Genomic DNA, 17,662 nt, shown 5'->3' with positions numbered 1-17,662 from the left:
CATTTGTTATTTCGGAGTACTCATTTGTTATTTCGGGGTACGCATTTGTTATTTCGGAGTACGCATTTGTTATTTCGGAGTACTCATTTGTTATTTCGGAGTACTCATTTGTTATTTCGGGGTACGCATTTGTTATTTCGGGGTACGCATTTGTTATTTCGGAGTGTGCATTTGTTATTTCGGAGTGTGCATTTGTTATTTCAGAGTGTGCATTTGTTATTTCGGAGTACTCATTTGTTATTTCGGAGTACTCATTTGTTATTTCGGGGTACTCATTTGTTATTTCGGGGTATGCATTTATTGATTTTGTGATTACTGTTGCTGATTGCACTTATTTTCAAACAACAAATCGATATGAAAAATGAGTAAAAACACAGGCAACCTCGTAATTATTTTGTTGAATTTTTAATGAAATAAATCCACAAAACTACCCATCTCAGGCAAAAGGATACTCCACTATGTTGAAAAAGGAATTATTAAAAAAGGATGTGTTATGTCTTTAAAAACTCGTGGTTCTGCTGCTGTTGACAAAGCCCAACTTCGTCTCGCCTTGCTTAAATCTATTGATGAAAATCTGGATTTGGGACATGGGTTAACCATTGAAGCCTACAACCACTTAATCAACACTACCCGTGCGATGGTAGAAGCTAATAATACGCTGGTGTCCAATCTGGAAGAATCGCGTAAAACAGTAACCCAGATGGATAAAGCTCTCTGTGAAATGTCTGAACGAATGCTAAGTGGAGTTGCAACTGTCTACGGCAGAAACAGTATAGAGTATTCCAAGGCTGGCGGCTCTAATCGCAAACGAAATAAACAATCTATTTCAAAAGTTACTCCACTTGTAGCGGTTCTTACTACTCAACCTACTCAAGCTGCAATTGCCAATGCGTCAACTAACGGTAATGGCACAACTCCTTTGCTGCAATAATCCACCTGACTTGAAAATGGGAGGAGGGGTGTTAAATCTGTCAACAGTAAACAGTCAGAGTGATTTAGTGACTTATTTAATCAATCTATCTCAGTCTAATTGAGAAAATTAAGCGATCGCCCTCTGCCAATAACCTGCGCCTGCGATCCGCTTGATTTTCAAAAAGATGCGTTGGCGTAGCCCAACCCAGGCATCGCTACTTACTTTACAGCAGTCTTGGTTTTGTTGCTTTAACACCACATTGAAGGTTCTAAATCCTTTTCCCAAGCAACATCGGCAAATGTCCAAGCCGCACTGGGACTGTTTTTGCTCAACCAAATCAGGTAACACCAACTCCAGCAGTAGCGATCGCAACCATTGCTATAAAATCGACCGATAACAATACCCCAGTCAGTAATGTGTCACCGACGACATATAATTAGTCTCTGTACAACTTATGTCAAACTAGACTATTGAAGAATACTTTCATCAAAGCCGATGATGGGATTTGAACCCACGGCCTGCTGATTACGAATCAGCTGCTCTACCACTGAGCCACATCGGCGTACACAATCCTAGACTATAACATGATTTAATCATGGTAAATCAAAATCCCAAAAATCGCCTCAATCCTGAACAGTATGCCAGCCTGAAAGCAGAAATAGCCGCTCCTTATCGCGGCTTTCGACAATTTTTCTACATTGCTTTCGGTGTTTCTGGCTTACTTGGTGCATTCGTCTTTTTCTTCCAAGTGCTTGCCGGACGCAATGTTGAGAGTGCTTTGCCTAGTTTAGCTCTCCAAGTAGGAATCGTTGCCTTAATGGTTTTCCTCTGGCGTTGGGAGCAGCGTCGGCAACAACGCCCCAATTCGGGTAAAAATCTTAATTCCTGAAGGGAGCTAAAATTAAAAAACCACTATATTGGAAGCGCCAGACTGATAATTTGTTAGTCTGGCGTTTCCAATTTGCTAACTAGACATTTACTGAACTGTTACCAAATAAGATGAAGGAATTGGTTGGGCACGTCCAGCATTGACGAGTGCCTGATAAACAAAGGCAGCAACTTCGGCTCTAGTCGCTTCACGATTAGGATTGAGTTGCTTGGCTGTGGGATAGTTGATTACTAGTTGCTTTGCAGTTGCGGCGGCAACAGGAGCGATCGCATAATTAGGAATCTGAGCAGCATCAGTGTAAAAAGAAAGGACATTTTGATTATTTGCAGTTAAGCCCAAACCATTAGCTAAAGAAACTAACGCCTGCACTCTCGGAATTTGCTGCTGTGGCTTAAAAGTCCCATCGGGATAGCCAGAAACAAATTGACTCTGGTAAGCAGATTGAATGGCAGCGTAAGCCCAGAAATTGCTTGCTACATCCTTAAACTTAATGGCTGCGCGTTTAGCTGGTGGCGTTAGGGCTTTAGTGACAATAGTGGCGAATTGAGCGCGGGTTACAGGTTCATTGGGTTTAAAGCTGCCATCAGGAAAGCCCGCAATAATGTTTTGGGAAGCTAAAGCTTCGATGTAGATTTTTGCCCAGTAATTTGCAGGTACATCTTTAAAGGCAACAGGCCCTCCAGGCGGTACGTCAACAGTTGCAGCAACGAAATTTACTGAGCCGAAAATCTTTTTCTGATCGATATCGTTGCCAACAGCAAGGATTTGACCGGTTTTAGTGGCGTTGTTCACATCATAACGAGTGTTATTGCGAATAAGATTTCCACCAGGATTTTCATTGGTGCCAAGATCGGGTAGAGCGTTGACAGTCGCTACTACACCATCCCGCTTATTATTTTGAATGACATTCTTACGCAATACGGGCTTGGCTGACTCTGAGATAAAAAGACCGTCTTGGTTTTCGATAATTTGGTTTTCTACAACTAGAGGTGTGGAAGTCCCACCGATCGCAAGACCAAAACCAGTATCCTGAAATAAGTTACTCCGAATTTCTCCTTGAGCAGCTCTAGCAACTGAAATCCCATTGCCTTTGTTTTGCACAAAGAGGTTACTTTCAATTTTGGGATTACCTGTACCCGTGACAAAAACACCTTCTCTGACACTGTTAGTAAAAGTACTGTTTTTGATAATCGGATTAGTTGACTCCACCCACACAGCCGTACCCCGGCTATTTGGGTTGGTGACGGTGACACCAGTGATGGTGGTATCTTGCTCGGCAAGGATGGTAATGTCTTGTCTGGCAAAGGTGCGACTAGTGTAGAAGCCTCCACCTGTAATCAATATTGCCTGACCTTTAGTAGCTTCATCACCTCGCAGCGTCACCCCTGGTTTAAGTAAAAGTGGGAAGGTTTCGCCACTTTCTTGGTTATAGTTACCAGGTGCTAATTGAATAACTGCACCTGCTTGGGCTTGACTGAGAGCGAAACTGATGCTTTTGTAGGGTGCTGCCGAGGTTGCACCAGCACCAGCCCTATCTGCACCAGTTGCTGGATTAACGTAAATCGCTGCGGCAGTTGCAGGGGCTTGCGCTGTAAGAGTTGGGGCGATATTTTCTGGATGAGTGGTATCAGCATTAACCTCATTAGGTAGTAGTATTGACCCACTAGAAACAACAAAGATTGCCGTTAGTCCGGCTCCCAAACGCAAAGTGTATCTGAGATGACTGCTGGAAAGAAGGCGAAAATTTTTCGCTAGAGAAATGTAAGAACCCCGATATTTCATTTTTTGAGTCTGTAATGTGCTGAATTACGGTATGTCGAACAAGGTTAAAGATAACAGCGTTGTAGCTGCTCTAAAACCCATGCAAAACTATACTGGATGATTAGCACTGATTCAGCTAAATTCCCTAGATAGGTCACAGAACTTATACATTAGTTATATTCTGTTATTCAGAAAATTTTCTTAGGGGCACTATGGGGATGAGGCGATTTTTAGTATTCCCTAAAGCGAGATGCTGCAATTAATTCTGCTGGAATATGATCACAAAAAAAGCAAACCTATTGGAAATCGGGAGAAATGCATTTTAATCTTTTAGGGCTGTGTCGCGTCTTAGTTTTAGTAAGCATTATCTGTCTTCTGTTTTTGTCCACTCCTGCCTTTGCAGCAGAACGAGTAGTGCTGAAGTATGGTGTCTTCCGTGAATCACTTTCTGTAGAGGAACTATCTAGCTTTTCCCAAACAGGTAAACTCTCAGGTTCACTAAAAGTTAATTTAGCTTTGGCGCGACAAGACCCCAAAGCCATTCGTCAATATTTAACAAAGCCTGTGAAGGTAAACCCTGTATTTTTAGATAAAGTACTGAATAGCCAGATTGGTAATATTATTTTGGATTAAATTAGTCAAGTTATTTCTACACCGTCTCAAAGAGCAAATCGGCAAGCTTTACGAGCCGCTTTGGTACTTTCTGCGAATCAAGACGGCCAAGTGTCGCTGATTGAAATTATTAAGAATTATCCCACCAATGAAGTGGAAGTTGATGGCGATCGCTTGCAGGGTGCATACCGTCAACTCCGCCACTTGCAAACAAACCTACAAGATTTATTAGGTGTTTAGTAAGCTAAAGTTTCTAAAGTTTCTCGTAAATACCGCTGTACCTGCTGTTCCAAACGAATCCCATGCAATTGAGCATCGCGTTCTAGTTGCCAACGTTGAAAACCTGAACTATTGGAGATCGCACATTTGAGGCTATACCATATTTCAGTATCGGCAGAAAATTGGCGATCGCTAGAAGCTGGAATTTGAGCCATAGTTCTTTATTCCTTTATTTTAACTTCAACGGTAATTGGCCATTGGGTATGGGGCATAGGGGCAAAGGCGAAAGGCTTACTGCAAATTCCTTCCCCTCATCTCCCTCATCTCCCCCATCTCCCTCATCTCCCCCATCTCCCTCTGCTCCCCTTGGTATTCTTTCTAGCCCTTTCAAGTGAAATAATATACTTTGAGGGCTACTACGAATCTGTATTAATCCTAAACAAAGATTGCAACAACCGGGGCACAATTTGATTAACCCGCACTCCTAAAATGGTGAAATCTTGCTTAATCTTTTCTAAAGATAATGGCTCGATGCCAGCGAATTCTGTCTCATTAATCACCAAAACTCGTATTACACTCACAGGTATTTGTAAAAAAAGATTGCCGCCCAAAAAGGCTAATCCCGCAAGTACTAATGCAAGACTGCGCCATTGTGGGAGAAATTTCGCTGAATTTGCTACTAATGGGGCAATTTGGTAAAGATACCACAGTATCCAAACCGACAATACTGCTGCCACCAATGCCAGAATACGATTTAATTTTGTATTAATTAAACAGAGAATTTTTCGCTGCCGCTCAGTGAGATTTTCGGGCTTTAGGGCTATTCCTAAAAGAGCAAATGTATAAAAAGGGCGACGTAACTGCATCCATAGCAGGGGGAGAATACCAATGGCAGCAACTAAAAATAGCTCCATCCAGACTGGTAAAAACGGCTCCCCGACAGACAGGAACAATAAGCAGAGTACAAAAAAAACAGGCAATGTCGCCAATCCAGCGACGTGAATCCACAAAATAGGTTCAGAGCGAAATGAATGCATATATAAAAAGTTATGAGTTAAGAGTTAGGAGTTAAGAATTAGCAGTCTTTAACTCCTAACTCCTAATTTATCACTCCTAACTTCTAACCATTTTACCCTCAACACTACCTTGTTAAGGTGAGAGTGCGCCGCTTTGTAACCATCTGATAGGCTTCGATGATGTCACCTTCAACCCAATCATTGAATTTATCCATGCCGACACCGCATTCATAGCCAGCGTTGACCTCACGAGCATCTTCTTTCATCCGTTTTAGGGAGTCAAGGACGCCTTCATAGATCACCTTACCGCCACGTCGCACTCTGACTTTGCAGTTGCGAACTAGCTTGCCAGATTGAACGTAGCAGCCGGCAACCGCACCACGACCGACTGGGAAGACGGCACGGACTTCGGTTTGACCCAAAGGTTCCTCCACCAACTCTGGTTCCAAAAGACCTTCCAAGGCATCTTGGATATCTTCTAGGAGTTTGTAGATCACGTTATATTCCCGGACATCGACACCCGCTTCATCGGCGGCTTGTCTAGCGCCACTAGCAAAGGTGGTGTTGAAACCGATAATTACAGCGTTACTGGCAGCAGCTAAATCGATGTCTGTCTCAGTGATTTCCCCAGCCGTAGCTAACAACATCCGAATTTGGACTTCGTTTTGGGGGATTTGCTTGAGCGCTCCCACGATCGCTTCTACTGAACCTTGTACGTCTCCTTTCAAGATCAAGTTGAGTTCTTTCAACTCACCTTCTTGTGCTTGAGCCGACAGGGTTGTAAGGGTAACACGTCCTTGTAATAGACGGGATAAGCGTTGTCTATCTGCGCGATCGCTAGCGAGTGCTCTGGCTTCTTTTTCGTTCTGGAAGACCTCGAACTCGTCGCCGGCTGCTGGCACATCACTTAAACCTAGTACCTCGACAGCAAAGGAAGGAGAAGCAATGTCTACTCTCTTACCTCTGTCATCCACCATTGCCCGGACTTTACCGAAGGCCGAGCCAGCTACCAAGATATCTCCCACATGCAAGGTGCCATTCTGAATTAGCAGGGTAGCAACTGCTCCCTTGGCTTTATCCAGATGTGCTTCAATCACAGTTCCTTTGGCGGTGCGATCTGGGTTGGCAGATAGTTCTGCAACCTCTGCTACTAAGAGAATCATCTCTAAGAGTGTATCCAGATTTTCACCTCTAATGGCACTCACGGGAACCATGATTGTCTCACCGCCCCAGTCTTCTGATGTCAGACCATACTGGGTCAGTTCTTGTTTAACCCGCTCTGGCTGTGCCCCTTCTTTGTCAATTTTGTTGATTGCAACAACAATTGGCACTCCCGCGGCTTGGGCGTGGCTAATGGCTTCAATGGTTTGAGGACGGACACCATCATCAGCAGCCACTACTAAGACGGCAATGTCTGTTACCCGCGCTCCTCGTGCCCGCATAGCTGTAAAGGCTTCGTGACCAGGAGTATCCAGGAAGACTATTTGCTGTGGTTTGCCTTCATGTTCCACATCCACATGGTATGCACCAATGTGTTGAGTGATCCCGCCAGCTTCGCCAGCAGCCACTTTGGTTTTGCGGATTGAGTCGAGCAGGGTTGTTTTACCGTGGTCTACGTGACCCATAATTGTTACGACTGGTGGACGGCGGTGGAGATATTCTAGGTCTTCTGCGCCGACCATTTCCGTAACTTTCCGAGCTTCTGCTTCTCGCTCGGCGGTTTCGACTTCTATTTCTAGTTCTTTTCCTACCAGGGTAATTGTGGGAATATCCAGATTTTGGGTAATACTCACCGCCATGCCTTTGAGGAACAGGATTTTCACAATCTCTGTATCGGGAACAGCTAAAACGTCAGCTAGTTCTTGCACAGTCAACGGCCCTGTGATCGCCACTTTTTCGGGGCGATCGCGCTTTGTATCGGCTTCTTGGCGACGGTTTTGGTGATGGTCGCGCCCAGAACCAGACTTGGAACCAGACCTGGAACCAGACTTTCTGGCTCTTGCTGTTGGGGCGCTAGCAAGGGTTGCACCTGGCATCTGTACAGGTCGAGTTGCTTTCGGTTTGGGAGGACGAGCGATAGAAAGGCTGACTTGGACTGTGGCTGGTGAGTCGATATCGTCATCATCGAGCAAATCTTCTTCAAACTCATCATCAAGTATGGGTTTGATTCGCTTGCCTTTGACGCCAGCTTTTGCCTTCTCTTTAACCTCGTCAATTATTTCCTCTTCTACCCACTTTTTGCCGCCTTTGGTCGGTCGAGGCGGACTTGGGCGTTTCAAATCGAGGAGATCCGGTGTGACTGGTTCATCACCTAATCCTTGAGATTTGCCCGCTATACCTGATATCTGTCTGGGGGGAGTAGCGATCGGCATTGCGGCTGCTACTGCTTCACCTGGACGTGCTGGTCTGGGTCTTTGTCCCTCTCCCAGTTGTGATGGTGCAGATGGTCTATTGCCTCTCTGCTCTGGTCTGCTGGGTGCAGGGGTGGGACGACTTGTTCTTTGTGGCGCAGATGATGGAGACTGGTCTGTTGGCAGTTTAGCAACTCTTGGCTTAATTTGCTCGCGATCGCCTTCTGTGGGTCGTTGCCGTTGGTCGCGTTTCAGGATCGGTTTATCTGCCTGAGATACTGGTGGCTCATCTCCCACCTGGGCTTCTTCTGCCCCAGGTCTGGCTGGAGGAGAAACTAGTTGTGGTTTGCTCGGTTTTTCCGATTTCGGTCTGGGTGAAACTATTTTTTCCGGTTTTTGGGATGCTATTTTTTCCGGTGCCGGATTTTGATTAGGCGTTTGTTCCAAGTCAGCGATCAAAGGTTGCCCTTGAGTCTCAGATTGAGTCCGGGGCACAGGTCGAGTTGGTGCTGCCGGTTTTTGGGGTGAGACTGGTGTCGCGAAAGGCCGTGGCGGAGAGGGAGAATTAGCTTCAGACAAGGCAGCTTGGGTATTGTTAGCAACTGACGCCTCTGGGGCGTTGGGAGTAGTATTTCTCAATATTTTGGGTTTGCGTATTTCCAAAATTTGCTGTTTGTGGGGTGCAGCAGGTCGGTTACGTCCGCCGTTTGGTGGTGAATTTGATTTATGGCTGGTTGTACCTGGTTCTTTTTTAGGCGTCCCATTTGTCGCTGCGAGTTTTTCGGCAGCAGTGCGAATCTGTTCTGCCTCGGATTCTGAAATCGTGCTGCTATGGCTTTTGACCGCGATGTTGAGCTGGTCGCAAATTGCTAATAGCTCTTTGTTATCCAAATTCAATTCCTTTGATAATTCATAGATTCTAACTTTGCCGTTGTTCATCCACTCTTCCCCTTTAATTTACAGTTTTAGCGGATGGTTGCCTGGGAGTGCGACATCTCCATCCTTGGATTACTGTTTTTAGACTGCCGTTCAGTTTTTGCCGGTGCCTCCAATCAGGAAAGAGAGATGTTTCGGTTTAATAATGGCATCCCCACCAGGAATGATGGTTGAGGGATACCCATAAAAATTTCTTAAATAAAAGATTTTTATAGGAACCCTTGACGCCGAACTGCGCCTGAGCGCTACCAGGTTGCCATTTTGTAGTTTCTTGTTTTGTTGATTCTGAGTCTTCCACAACACAATCGATTACATCTTGTTCTGGGAATGTTGCCTCGCCCCTCGTTATAGGAGAGCCGAATGCCTTTTACACCCATTTACTATTTTGGCACTAACCTTAACGATCAATAGGGAGTGTGATGAAAGCGCGACTTCGGCTTTCGACACAATTCCTCTAATGATTACGTCATAAAGTTGTTCCAACTAAATTGGGTTTTGGGTATTACTGCGGGCTAGACGTTGCGACAAGCTTTGGTACAGTGTTTCTGGCACTGATGCATGTAGCGATCGCCCTAGTCGATTTTTTTTTTGAGCCGCTTGTAAGCAACTCGTTTCTGGACAAATATAGGCAGAACGCCCCATGCCCTGATCCAATTGTACCTTTCCCGATGGAAAGACGCGGACAATCCGCCAAAACTCATCTTTTGAGCCTACTTTACGGCAACTAATACAGCGCCGATAATTTGGTTTCATCGGTTCTTTGCGATCTCAGTCCAGGATTTGGGATGTCAAAAGAAGTTTATTATTAGTATTTTTTACTTATACCAAGTAGCTTTTGAGAAAATAATCCTTGAGACTGAGACTACAATCTTACAGTATCAAAACTTTACAAAATTAATCAATTATTCATCATCGTTATTGTCAAAACTATCTTCCTCTTCTAATTCGTTCTGATTTTCATCCTCGAATTCTTCTTCAAAGTCCAGGTCGTCTTCTTCTGATTCCTCTGATTGATATTTTGTTCTGACGGCTGCAAATTTGGTATCCTCTGCCGCATAGTCATACTTAGCTTTGTCTTTAATGTCTATTTTCCAACCAGTTAGACGGGCTGCCAAACGGACATTTTGTCCTTCTTTCCCAATGGCCAAACTCAATTGATCTTCAGCTACAAGTACGTGAGTTTGCCGCGATTCTGGGTCCATCAGGCGTACTTCATCTACCCGTGCTGGACTTAAGGCGTTAGCAATGTATGTTGCTGGGTCTGGCGACCAGCGAATTACATCTATTTTTTCACCGCGTAATTCGTTGACTACCACTTGAATTCGCGATCCCCTCGCTCCAATACAAGCACCTACTGGGTCTACATCGCGATCAAGAGTATCTACTGCTATTTTAGTCCGGGGGCCGACATAACGGGAAGGGGGGTTTGCCTCCCTAGCTACGGCAACAATCCGTACCACTTCATCTTCGATTTCTGGGACTTCGTTGGCGAAAAGATAAACTACCAAACCAGCATCAGCACGAGACACAAGCAACTGTGGCCCTCGTTGCTGACCTTGGGAGACTTTTTTCAAATATACCTTGAAGGTGGCATTTGCCCGATAATTATCGTTGGGCAACTGTTCCCGCTTCGGTAATTCGGCTTCTACTTCTGGCTGACCAAAGCCGCTGCTAACTGCTAGAACCACTGATTGCCGCTCAAACCGCAAGACTCTTGCTTGGAGAACAGTTCCTTCTAAATCTTGGAACTCTTCTTGCACCATCTGGCGCTGTTGATCCCGTAATTTTTGCGCCAATACTTGCTTAGTTTGCATCGCCGCCATCCGACCAAATTCTCCTTGGTCGGGGGTAACATCCAGTACCACAGAGTCCCCTAACTGCGCTTCGGGAGCGACTTGTTGAACTTCGTCTAGGGAAATTTGGTGGTCTGTGTTATCTACTTCTTCAACAATAGTTTTGGTGGAAAGAACGCGAAATCCTTCTCCTTCAATATCAAGTTCTACTTCAAAATTTTCAAAATAATCTTCGTCAAACTGTTTGCGCTCTAAATTTTGGGCGCGGCGATAACGTTCATAGCCTTTTAGTAGTGCTTCTCTAATTGCTGATTGAACTGCAAGCCGGGGTAAATTCCGTTCGCGACTTATACTTTCAATTAATTCCTTTAATCCAGGTAAAGTAACCATTGACATAAGCAATCTCCTTTAAAAATTAGGAACTAGAGACTGGGCATTGGGCATTGGGCATGGGACATTGGGCATTGGGAAGAGAACAAGGGGACAAGGAGAATTGGGGACAAGGGGAAAAACTTGTTGCAAGTTCTCACGTTCTTGTCACCTTGTCACCTTGTTACCCTTGCTCCTCTGCTCCTCTGCTCCTCTGCTCCTCCAATCCCTAGTCCCTAGCCTCTAGCCTTAGTAACTTGTTTATCGGCGCTCCTCTAACTGCACCTTACTTATTAGGGAGCGGGGAATTTCGACTACACGACCTTTTTGATTTAAGTAAAGTGCTGTCTCATCCCGACGAATCAACTGACCAATCCATTCTTGTTGTCCGTCGTAGGGTGGCGAAGTGGAGATTATGACAGGAAATCCTTTAAAGGAAATAAATTCCCTATCTGTTACCAGTTGGCGCGAAATACCAGGACTAGACACTTCCAAGACGTATGTATCTGGAACGATTTCCGCAGCATCTAAGGAGGCTTCTAAAGCACGGCTCATCTTCTCACAATCGTTCAACCCAGTGTCTTGCTCAGGATTGCGAATGTCTACCCGCAACACTGGTGGACTTTGGTTAGTGTGAAAAACCACGCCAACCACTTCCAATCCCAGTTCTTCTGCCACTGGTGTCGCCAAATCAATAATTTGTGGAACTAAAGGATGAACCATGAGAGAATTCAACAAAAAAAAGTGGGCATCGACCCACTTCCTGCGATAGGTATATCTTCCAAGAAGTCTTGTGACGAACCAAATTATGATTCGCCTAATTCGAGTTTAGCGCATTTAATAATCATTGGGCATTGGGCATTGGGCATTGGTTTAATAATTCTTCTACCCCTGCCTCCCCTGCTCCCCTTGCTCCCCCTGCTTCCTCATCTTTTCACTACTGCAGGAACTGATACTTGTGTTCTTAACTGCCTGGTTTGCTCGATAATTTGGTCTATGTCTTCTTGGGACAAACGCTGGACGTAGTTGAGTTTGATTTCCTCTAAGAAGTCAAAAAGTAAACTCTGAATTTCTGAAAGTACGTGTTTTTCCTTTATTTGAGATTTCAAAGCGTCACTGAAGCTTTGTATCAATTGACTGGTGAGTTTTGCGCCCACAGGGTCTTCAACAGCGCTAACTAAAGTTTTATAAAGATTAGTTGTGATTTGAGTCGCCAGTTGTTCGCTTAACTGGGTTTGAGCGTGTCCCACACCAGGGAGGTTTTGGAGATTGCGGTAGACGGGGATTTGATGGAAGACGGTTTCGATGTTGTGGCGCAGAATGGCAACGATCGCAGGTTGAATATCGGGTAGCACTCGGTAGACAATTGTTTTTACCAAAAGACCTGCGATCGCTTCCACTTCATTCACATTATTAATATCTATGTAGGGACGTAAATTTTCTTGTTGCGAGAGCCAGCTAGTTAATTCACCCCGCCGAATTGAACCCTGAACCTGATTAATCACTCTCACCACTACAATTTCTGTGAGTTCTTCGGCAAAATTGGCGACAATCCCCTGATTAATTTGCTTTCGTACTGGATGCAGATTCAATAACTGCGCTTGATCGAGGCGAATTAATACAGGTATGATTCGTAACCCCCGCCAAAATGGTATCAGTAAAAATAAATCGTACCAACGCCACAATAGTGCTTCCAACCAGCTTAAACCAGGATGTTGGCGTCTGAGCAAGAAGGTACGCCCTAGCAATTCTACACCAAATAAAATCACAAAGGGTAAGTCAATAATCCAGAATTTATCAATAAAATCGCCATTTTCCCCGATTTGGCGGTAGTAGTTACTGGCGATCAAAGGACGGATTTTCTGGTTGAAAAAATTAATTTCTTGAACCCAGCCATTTTGTGATAGGTACGGCTGACTCCAAAAAGTCGTAAAGGACTGTTTTGCAGATTCTTTACCGATGCGATCGCGCATCCGATTTTTGATTTTTTCCAGAGTACCACTCTTATTCACTCCCGCAAACGGGTTACTGTCAATCATCTCGTTGCTCAGACGTCTGATTTCCTCTAGTCTGCTATTTACCTGAGGCGACTGTAACCCTGTTTGGCTAACTTGTTCTTTTAATGCGTCTATTGTTTTTAAATAGTTTTCTGTGTCTCGATGACTTTCAATACCTTTGATTTGGTCATAAATCTTAGTAATTTGGGGAAGTTTTCGCAAGTAGAAATCCCGCCAAGGTACGTAACTTAAATCAAACAAAACTAAACTTAAATTTACGGTGGCAGCAATTGCCATAAAACTTTCAAACCAAAGATTACGCTGCTTAGAAGATTTTATATTTTTCATTTTCTGTAATATATGATACTTATTTAGGTGTTGAAAACATAAATTATTTCATTTATTAATTTTTGGCCCTTTCTAACCAGTTACAGCAATTTCTAGTCGAGTACACCCCAGGTTTCAACATTAAGCTCAAATCAAAACCCCTTTAAAACCTCTTTTCCAACCATAGGCTGGAAATACTCTTCATTTCGGCACAACCACAAGTCAAAAGACTGGCTATCACCTTAAATTGATACCAATGCACTGATGTGCTTAACTACCGCAGTTTAGTGTTATAGCACAAGCCTTGGTGGTTAGGACATCAAGAGATGATAAAACTTAGACACCAAAAGACTTTTCACCCAGTCCCCATTACCCCTTATCCCCAGAGGGACCCCACCATCCCCAGTCCCTTGCTATAAAAGGGTATATTTGCTTCAAATGATAACGGCTGTATCTTTGCTAATACAAGATACTTCTTTTGATAGATGACACAAATTATTTTTTATATTTTTAGTTAAATTTAACAAAAAAAATCACAATTTGTTCAAAATTCATTAAATAATCGTGAAAAAAGTTATTAAACAAACTTAAAATGCAGCTGTTAACGTTTATGATCCTGCTGATTTAACCCAAAGGAGTTTTTAAGTATGTGGTGTGGGTTTGGAAAATCAAGCGCAACCTTTGCTGTTACTTGCCTAATGACTGCTAGTTTGGTAATTACAGACACAGGTTTTGCAGCCCCTCGAAAAAGTTATACGCCCCAGCAATTCCGTGAGGTATTACGGGGATTAGGTTATAACGTCAAGGTAACAAATACTGCTTTGACAGACGAGGAAACTAAAAAGGCAATTCGAGAATTTCAGACTGGTTATAAGCTAAAACCAGTTGATGGCATCGCAGGGCCAAAAACCCAAGATTTTGCTGCTAATATCGTTCAAATTCTGCACAGAAATTTGAATGCAGTGGTGAAGCCAAATCCTCTCCTGCCGCGCGATCATTTTTATGGTTCCCGCACGGAAGAAGTGGTGAAGGAGTATCAGAAGAAATATCAGTTGCAAGAAACTGGAATTGCTAACTTAGCACTCCGCCAAAAGCTGAATGAAGAAGCAAAGACACTCTTCAGCCAGCCGACAACTAAACCATCACCTACACCAACGGCTAAACCTACGGTTAAACCAACGGCTAAACCAACGGCTAAACCAACGGCGACACCAACGGCGACACCAACAACTACACCAACAGCGACACCGACAGCGACACCAACAACTACACCAACGGCGACACCAACAACTACACCAACAGCGACACCGACAGCGACACCAACAACTACACCAACAACTACACCCTAGTCACCACAAAAAACTCCTACCCCAAAGCCAGCCCCTCAAGTCATCTGATTTGGTTCTTCTAAGGGTCTGCCTTTGGGTATAGGTAGAATTGGACGGGGGTCATTGTAAGGCATAGGAATGTACTGCACGCTGGGTCGTCCTCCTTGTGGCTGTGGGAACAGATCCATGAGGTCATAAATAGAATGGGGCAGTCCGACGGTTACGGGCAGTCCCATTTCTGTTGCTTCTTCAATAGTGATGGGATAGTCGTGGGTGACGCGCCCAGTTGTCAAGGCTTCGATAATCGGTTCGATGTTTTCTGGCAGAACTTTTTGTTTAGGTATACTGTCTTTTAGCAAAGTTCGCACAAATCGCTGTACCTGCTGTATTGCTTTGCGTGAGAGGTCGGCCATAATTAGAGTTTGGTCATCAATCTCACTGATGGGTTTATCTTCAACCACTTTTAGGATACTGGCTGCGGGGTAATTACCCAATTGGGGATCAACTGGCCCCAAAACAGCGTTAGCATCCATAATAATTTCATCAGAGGCGAGGGCAAGCATTGTACCGCCACTCATGGCATAGTGGGGTACAAAGACTGTGACTTTTGCTTGGTGGCGAATTAACGCTCTGGCGATTTGTTCAGTAGCCAAAACTAAACCGCCAGGAGTGTGTAAAATTAAGTCAATAGGCACATCTGGGGGTGTGAGGCGAATTGCTCGCAATATTTGTTCTGAGTCTTCGATAGTAATGTAGCGAGATATGGGAATTCCCAAAAAGCTAATGGACTCTTGGCGGTGAATTAGTAAAATCACCCGACTTTTGCGTTCCTGCTGGAATTGTTGTAAAGCACGCAAGCGCCGATATTCTATTTGACGTTTTTGCCAAAGGGGTTGCAAAGAAGTCAGAAGGAGGAAAATCCAGAATAAATCACCGATACCAAAGCCCATAAATATTAATTCTTGTTCAAAAATAACGGTTGCCGTCATTATTGTCACAAATTTGGGGCGATCGCAGTTCTATCTATAGATTTATAGAAAAATTACGAATTATTTACTATCCTCTTCGCCAAATTTTAATCGTGTCGTCATCACTACCGCTAACTAAGGTTTGGCCATCGGGACTGAAGGCAACGCATCTAACATAGTTGGAATGCCCTGTAAGTGTGCTGATTTCTCTACCACTGTGTATGTGCCACAGTTTGATAGTTTTATCCCAACTGCCACTAGCAAGAAATTGTCCATCCTGACTAAAGGCGACTGACCAAACTGAATCAGAATGACCAATAAGAGTACGAATTTCTCTGCCTGTATTTACATGCCACAGTTTAATCGTGTTGTCACCACTACCACTAGCAATAATTTCCCCATTTTTACTGAAGGCAATACAGTTGACAAAGAAGGAATGGCCTGTAAGTGTGTAAATATTTCTGCCTGTATATATTTGCCAGAGTTTAATCGTGTAATCATTGCTGCCACTAGCCACTAGCTGTCTCTCCTGGCTATTAGTTGCAGGTGTTCTCGGAGAGTAAGCGACTGACGAAACTGGGTCACAATGACCTGTGAAAGTTTGGATTTCTATGCCTGTGTTTACCTGCCACAGTTTAATTGTGCAGTCAGCACTGCCACTAGCCAGAAACTTGCCATCTGAACTAAAAGTAACGGAATTCACCCAATTAGCATGACCAGTGAGAGTGCGAATTTCTTTACCTGTGTTGACATCCCACAATTTGATTGTATTATCCCAACTGCCGCTAGCTAAGATTCCCCGGTTCAGGTCTGCAACTCCCGCAGATTTGCCGGACTCGCCTTGATAAGAAAGGTTTGAAGAGATTGGGCTAAAGGCGACAGAATGAACCATACTAGAATGATTAGAAGACCAACGACCCAGTTGACGCACTAGCTTGCCAGTACCTACTTGCCAAAGTTTGATGGTCTTGTCATTACTGCCACTAGCAATAAATTGCCCGTCTGGGCTAATGGCGATCGCATGAACCATACTAGAATGACCTTTGAGAGTCTGTACACATTGCCAGTTCTGTCGGTCTAATACAACAGGTACAGGTGGTTGCAGCTTAGGGGTTATCACTAAAGTAGATGATGTTTTTGTTACATATTCCCCTGTCTCAGGGCCCAATAAATCCAACCACTCCTGCACAGACTGGGGACGGTACGTTGACTCCAGATCCATGCCGCACATAATAGCCTGATTTACCCTGTTGCTGATGTTGGGATTAAAATATTGTGGTGGTTCTAAATTAATATTGTGACGCCTATCATCTGCACTAGTTGGTACAACTGCGGTAAGCAAATTATACAAAGTAGCAGCTAGGGCGTAAATATCAATGTATTCTCCTCGTGGCGCTTCTGATTCATACTGTTCAGGTGGGGCAAAACCAGGAGTACGATACACTGTATGCCTTTGGATCATATTAGGAACAAATTCTCTAGCAATGCCAAAGTCTATCAGCACTGCTTCTAATTTATCAATGCGGATCATGATGTTGCGTGGTTTGAGATCCCGATGCAACAGTCCTTTAGAATGGATTAGGGTCAAAGCATCGCCAATTTGCCGGATGTACAGTAATGCTTCTGCCTCTGATAGCACCCCTATTCGCCTCAAACGCTGTGCTAAGTCTTCCCCTTCGATGTAATCCATCACCATGCAGGGCAAATTCCCCTCATCAAAGATGGTTTCTATTTGTACTATATGAGGATGGTGGCACACAGCCAGCCGAACTGCTTCATCACGAAAGTCTTGCCGTAACTTGTTTCGGTGGAGTATCCAGGCGGGGTGATTCAGGATTTCTTCTTTGAGAGTTTTAATCACTCGCAGTTGATTTCGTTGATTTCTGGCAAGATAAGTAATGCCAATTCCGCCTTCACCTAGTTGGCTTTCAATAATGTAGCGTCCCCCGAATAAAGACTTTCCTGCATTCCACACCATTAGTAATATTTGACAATTGCTGGTATTTATTTTGGCAAGGTATCAGAACAGCCAACACGAATTTTTGGGAATTCCATTTGAATTGCTGTTGTAGCTTTTTGGAACTTAGTTACTTAGATAACATTTTCATTAACCTCAATAATTACTAATAGTATAAAGTTGGATATACTCTCATAGTTTTGCCTAAACTATGCCTTTACACGAA

Annotated in this window: 15 protein-coding genes, 1 tRNA gene and 1 pseudogene; 4 read left to right on the top strand and 13 right to left on the bottom strand. The window is 44.0% G+C overall.

Going from position 1 to position 17,662, the window contains the following annotated elements; all coding sequences use genetic code 11:
- On the bottom strand, window positions 1-331 hold a 331-nt coding region (locus tag RMY63_RS26625; RefSeq protein WP_322731573.1), incomplete at its 3' end, for a DUF4744 domain-containing protein.
- A gap of 162 nt (window positions 332-493) precedes the next feature.
- Between RMY63_RS26625 and RMY63_RS26620 the strand changes: the two genes are divergently transcribed.
- Window positions 494-931 carry a hypothetical protein gene (locus RMY63_RS26620; RefSeq protein ID WP_322731572.1) on the top strand — a complete coding sequence of 146 codons (438 nt, stop codon included), beginning with the start codon at window positions 494-496 and terminating at the stop codon, window positions 929-931.
- A 108-nt stretch (window positions 932-1,039) separates the two neighbouring features.
- On the opposite strand, the gene RMY63_RS26615 is transcribed toward RMY63_RS26620, so the two are convergent.
- Entirely contained in the window at window positions 1,040-1,171 is a 132-nt protein-coding gene (locus RMY63_RS26615) for a hypothetical protein (RefSeq protein ID WP_322731571.1), read from the bottom strand.
- A gap of 232 nt (window positions 1,172-1,403) precedes the next feature.
- Window positions 1,404-1,475: transfer RNA gene (locus tag RMY63_RS26610), tRNA-Thr, on the bottom strand.
- A 33-nt stretch (window positions 1,476-1,508) separates the two neighbouring features.
- Here RMY63_RS26610 and RMY63_RS26605 point away from each other — a divergent pair.
- Window positions 1,509-1,802 carry a DUF3493 domain-containing protein gene (locus RMY63_RS26605; RefSeq protein ID WP_322731570.1) on the top strand — a complete coding sequence of 98 codons (294 nt, stop codon included), beginning with the start codon at window positions 1,509-1,511 and terminating at the stop codon, window positions 1,800-1,802.
- Window positions 1,803-1,889: 87 nt separating this feature from the next.
- On the opposite strand, the gene RMY63_RS26600 is transcribed toward RMY63_RS26605, so the two are convergent.
- On the bottom strand, window positions 1,890-3,584 hold the full coding sequence (locus RMY63_RS26600) for a DUF1565 domain-containing protein (protein ID WP_322731569.1): 1,695 nt from the start codon (window positions 3,582-3,584) through the stop codon (window positions 1,890-1,892).
- Between the two features lie 294 nt (window positions 3,585-3,878).
- Between RMY63_RS26600 and RMY63_RS26595 the strand changes: the two are divergent.
- A pseudogene (locus tag RMY63_RS26595) lies at window positions 3,879-4,415 on the top strand (alpha/beta hydrolase).
- On the opposite strand, the gene RMY63_RS26590 reads toward RMY63_RS26595, so the two are convergent.
- The 7 genes from RMY63_RS26590 to RMY63_RS26560 form a co-directional block, all read right to left on the bottom strand.
- Window positions 4,412-4,609 (bottom strand): hypothetical protein, encoded by a 198-nt coding sequence (locus tag RMY63_RS26590; protein WP_322731568.1) that lies wholly within the window; start codon window positions 4,607-4,609, stop codon window positions 4,412-4,414. The pseudogene RMY63_RS26595 and the gene RMY63_RS26590 sit on opposite strands and share 4 nt — an antisense overlap.
- A gap of 201 nt (window positions 4,610-4,810) precedes the next feature.
- Window positions 4,811-5,431: a low-complexity tail membrane protein gene (locus RMY63_RS26585; protein ID WP_322731567.1), complete on the bottom strand. Its 621-nt coding sequence runs from the start codon at window positions 5,429-5,431 to the stop codon at window positions 4,811-4,813.
- Window positions 5,432-5,535: 104 nt separating this feature from the next.
- A complete protein-coding gene (infB, locus tag RMY63_RS26580; protein ID WP_322731566.1) occupies window positions 5,536-8,700 on the bottom strand; it encodes a translation initiation factor IF-2 in 3,165 nt (1,054 codons plus the stop codon).
- Window positions 8,701-9,180: 480 nt separating this feature from the next.
- Window positions 9,181-9,450 (bottom strand): YlxR family protein, encoded by a 270-nt coding sequence (locus tag RMY63_RS26575; RefSeq protein WP_322731565.1) that lies wholly within the window; start codon window positions 9,448-9,450, stop codon window positions 9,181-9,183.
- Window positions 9,451-9,599: 149 nt separating this feature from the next.
- A complete protein-coding gene (gene nusA, locus RMY63_RS26570) occupies window positions 9,600-10,886 on the bottom strand; it encodes a transcription termination factor NusA (RefSeq protein WP_322731564.1) in 1,287 nt (428 codons plus the stop codon).
- Window positions 10,887-11,120: 234 nt separating this feature from the next.
- Window positions 11,121-11,582 (bottom strand): ribosome maturation factor RimP, encoded by a 462-nt coding sequence (rimP, locus tag RMY63_RS26565; RefSeq protein ID WP_322731563.1) that lies wholly within the window; start codon window positions 11,580-11,582, stop codon window positions 11,121-11,123.
- Window positions 11,583-11,785: 203 nt separating this feature from the next.
- Window positions 11,786-13,204 carry a hypothetical protein gene (locus RMY63_RS26560; protein ID WP_322731562.1) on the bottom strand — a complete coding sequence of 473 codons (1,419 nt, stop codon included), beginning with the start codon at window positions 13,202-13,204 and terminating at the stop codon, window positions 11,786-11,788.
- A gap of 626 nt (window positions 13,205-13,830) precedes the next feature.
- Between RMY63_RS26560 and RMY63_RS26555 the strand changes: the two genes are divergently transcribed.
- The gene (locus tag RMY63_RS26555) at window positions 13,831-14,532 is read left to right on the top strand and encodes a peptidoglycan-binding protein (protein WP_322731561.1); all 702 of its coding nucleotides are present in this window, start codon (window positions 13,831-13,833) and stop codon (window positions 14,530-14,532) included.
- A gap of 35 nt (window positions 14,533-14,567) precedes the next feature.
- Here the strand turns inward: RMY63_RS26555 and RMY63_RS26550 are convergent, their stop codons facing one another.
- Both RMY63_RS26550 and RMY63_RS26545 read right to left on the bottom strand, forming a co-directional pair.
- The gene (locus RMY63_RS26550) at window positions 14,568-15,461 is read right to left on the bottom strand and encodes an SDH family Clp fold serine proteinase (protein ID WP_322731577.1); all 894 of its coding nucleotides are present in this window, start codon (window positions 15,459-15,461) and stop codon (window positions 14,568-14,570) included.
- 106 nt (window positions 15,462-15,567) lie between these two features.
- Complete coding sequence (locus RMY63_RS26545; protein WP_322731560.1) at window positions 15,568-17,457, bottom strand: serine/threonine-protein kinase; 1,890 nt, start codon at window positions 17,455-17,457, stop codon at window positions 15,568-15,570.
- Window positions 17,458-17,662: the final 205 nt, after the last annotated feature.

Source organism: Nostoc sp. ChiQUE01b, assembly GCF_034531255.1.
In the GTDB taxonomy this organism is placed as follows: Bacteria; Cyanobacteriota; Cyanobacteriia; order Cyanobacteriales; family Nostocaceae; genus Nostoc.
This window is presented reverse-complemented; position numbering and strand designations above follow the sequence as displayed.

Coding starts and splice junctions, on each gene's coding strand:
- RMY63_RS26620 (WP_322731572.1), top strand. CDS start 494: ATGTCTTTAAAAACTCGTGGTTCTGCTGCTGTTGACAAAGCCCAACTT.
- RMY63_RS26605 (WP_322731570.1), top strand. CDS start 1,509: ATGGTAAATCAAAATCCCAAAAATCGCCTCAATCCTGAACAGTATGCC.
- RMY63_RS26600 (WP_322731569.1), bottom strand. CDS start 3,584: ATGAAATATCGGGGTTCTTACATTTCTCTAGCGAAAAATTTTCGCCTT.
- RMY63_RS26590 (WP_322731568.1), bottom strand. CDS start 4,609: ATGGCTCAAATTCCAGCTTCTAGCGATCGCCAATTTTCTGCCGATACT.
- RMY63_RS26585 (WP_322731567.1), bottom strand. CDS start 5,431: ATGCATTCATTTCGCTCTGAACCTATTTTGTGGATTCACGTCGCTGGA.
- infB (WP_322731566.1), bottom strand. CDS start 8,700: ATGAACAACGGCAAAGTTAGAATCTATGAATTATCAAAGGAATTGAAT.
- RMY63_RS26575 (WP_322731565.1), bottom strand. CDS start 9,450: ATGAAACCAAATTATCGGCGCTGTATTAGTTGCCGTAAAGTAGGCTCA.
- nusA (WP_322731564.1), bottom strand. CDS start 10,886: ATGTCAATGGTTACTTTACCTGGATTAAAGGAATTAATTGAAAGTATA.
- rimP (WP_322731563.1), bottom strand. CDS start 11,582: ATGGTTCATCCTTTAGTTCCACAAATTATTGATTTGGCGACACCAGTG.
- RMY63_RS26560 (WP_322731562.1), bottom strand. CDS start 13,204: ATGAAAAATATAAAATCTTCTAAGCAGCGTAATCTTTGGTTTGAAAGT.
- RMY63_RS26555 (WP_322731561.1), top strand. CDS start 13,831: ATGTGGTGTGGGTTTGGAAAATCAAGCGCAACCTTTGCTGTTACTTGC.
- RMY63_RS26550 (WP_322731577.1), bottom strand. CDS start 15,461: ATGGGCTTTGGTATCGGTGATTTATTCTGGATTTTCCTCCTTCTGACT.
- RMY63_RS26545 (WP_322731560.1), bottom strand. CDS start 17,457: ATGGTGTGGAATGCAGGAAAGTCTTTATTCGGGGGACGCTACATTATT.